The following is a 2,345-nucleotide window of genomic DNA, read 5'->3' as shown; positions in this document are numbered from 1 at the left end:
ATTAGCGAGTAAATTAGAGCAATTTTCTGTTAGAAAAGCATAGTTTTTTCTTGTCCAAAATATAGGGGGCAAGGACAGTATAAATCAAATTAGAACTAAGGTTTTAAAGATTTTTAAGGTCTAGTCAGATTTTTGTCAGAACTTAGTTACCCTAACTAAGGGCATTTCCCAGAGTAATGACTAGCCAAAATAATGGCGTCGCTACGGGGCGCTGTGTTAAATAGAACTTGAACTTTATCTTTTGATCTTAATCTATCACCATTGGCACTAGCTCTGCGTCGCCTCTATCATTTATCCTCTGTTCTCTGAACTAAACAATAGACCGATATTTATGTCAAGCCCTAGTTGCTTACATTTGCTAGTCAATACTTTGGGATGATTTTAAGTTTTTCTTAGATATACCTTTAATTGCTAACTAACATATTGTATAATATTAACAAAGTTTAGTTAAATGAATAAAATAGAATAGTTATTAATAAGCTGTTAAAGGGTTAACTTGTAGGCTAATATTATCGTAGATAGAACTTTTATTAAAACTTAAGGAGGGCTTAACTATGAAGATGCAAATTAAGTTTTATGAAGGAGTAAATGAGCTATTAGTAGTTCCAGAAGAAGATATTAATATTAAAAATAGAAAAAAGTTTAAGAGAAAGTTACTAAATGCTTGTGATGGAGATTGTGAAAGAATTATTGTTGATTTTAAAAATGTAGAAAATATTGATTGTTCTGCTTTAGGGAAACTGCTTTTAATTAATAAGACTTTAAAGCAGCAGGGGATAGAACTTCAAATCAAAAATATTAATAGTCCTTATGTAAAACACTTCTTTTCTTTAGTTGATTTAGAACGAGTAATTAAAGTAGATAAAATCTCTTAAATTAAAATTACTTTCTAAACATAGATCTAGTTATTTTGGAGGTGCCTGGGGTGGACAAGAATGAAAAATTAATTTTAGGAATAACTATGTTAGCTCATGGACTAGTTCATGGTTATATGTTGACTATTCCCTTATTAGTTCCCCTGTGGATGCAGGAATGGGCAATCACCGAAGCAACCATTGGTTTAATAGTTACTGCTGGTTATGCTTGCTTTGGTTTAGGTAGCTTACCAGCCGGAGTGGTAGTGGATAAAATTGGTTCTTTTAAAGTTATGAAGTTATGTATGCTTAGTACAGGAATTTCTTTATTTTTAGGTGGTTTTGCTCAGGGGATTTATACTTTGAGTTTAGTTTTGGTTTTATTAGGACTATCGGTTAGCTTATATCATTCCTCAGGAATGACCTTAGTTTCTAAAAAGATATCGGCTCGAGGCAAAGCGCTAGGACTACACGGAGTAGGGGGAAATTTAGGAGTTGTAGCTTTACCTGCTTTGGCTAGTGTGTTGCTTTTATTTATGGAATGGAGAGCGCTGTTGATTATTTATGCTGTTCCTTCTTTAGCGGTAGTTATTTTACTGTATATTATTGATACTCAAGCAATTGAAGGGACTTTAACTAAGGATGAAGTAGGAGCAACTGAGTCTATTAATTATAAGGATATGTGGAATAAAAAATTTATCTTATTATTGTTGATTTATTTATTTGGAGGTTTATACTATCGAGGTAGTTTGACCTTCTTGCCTAGTTTTTTTCAAAGGCTTAATTTTCCTTCCCTAACTCTTTTTGGTAGGTCATTAGCTGCTCCAAGTTATCTGTATTCGGGAGTATTGATATTTGGGCTTTTAGGTCAGATTATAAGCGGGATTCTCAATGATTACTACTCTTCATCACGATTGCTGATTATTTTATCTTTAGCTACTGCTATTAGCTTGCTATTGATGCCTTTATTAGGGATTGGTTTACAAGTGATATTAATAATGTTATTTGGTTTTTTATTATTTTTCCTTCAGCCAGTAAAAAATGTAATGTTGGCTGAGAATACTGAAGCTGAACGCAGAGGCTTAGCTTACGGAATTGCTTTTTTAGTTAACTTTGGAGTGGGGGCTTTAGGAGCTACTGTAGCTGGCTTTGTTATTCAAAACTATAGTTATAACTTCTTTTTTATTTCTTTAGCTATCTTTGCCGGATTGAATTTTTTGGTAGCTATTAGTTTGGAAAAAGAGATTTTGAATTCAGAATAGTTATTCTGAATTTTTTATTATTTTTATAATAATTTGAATCAGAGCCTAATTGTGATATAATGTGATGTGTTATTATAATAAAGCTGCTTTAAATCAATGAATTTGAAGATGACATATCAATCTATTTTAATATCCTAGGGGGGGGTTGTAACAGTTGTTAAAATACTAACAAAAACTATATAAAAGTTATAAAAACGCTTGAAGATCTATCTATATTTTGATATACTAT

Annotated in this window: 2 protein-coding genes; both read left to right on the top strand. The window is 31.7% G+C overall.

Annotation, left to right across the window (positions count from 1 at the left end; all coding sequences use genetic code 11):
• Nucleotides 1-554: 554 nt before the first annotated feature.
• On the top strand, nucleotides 555-875 hold the full coding sequence (locus MWH30_RS13635; RefSeq protein ID WP_248664649.1) for an STAS domain-containing protein: 321 nt from the start codon (nucleotides 555-557) through the stop codon (nucleotides 873-875).
• A gap of 50 nt (nucleotides 876-925) precedes the next feature.
• A complete protein-coding gene (locus MWH30_RS13630; RefSeq protein ID WP_248664648.1) occupies nucleotides 926-2,116 on the top strand; it encodes an MFS transporter in 1,191 nt (396 codons plus the stop codon).
• Nucleotides 2,117-2,345 lie beyond the last annotated feature (229 nt).

The sequence above is a fragment of the Fuchsiella alkaliacetigena genome, assembly GCF_023227765.1.
GTDB classification, from domain to species: Bacteria; Bacillota; Halanaerobiia; order Halobacteroidales; family Acetohalobiaceae; genus Fuchsiella; species Fuchsiella alkaliacetigena.
Note: the sequence above shows the minus strand (reverse complement) of the source record. Positions and strands in the feature narration are given on the sequence as shown.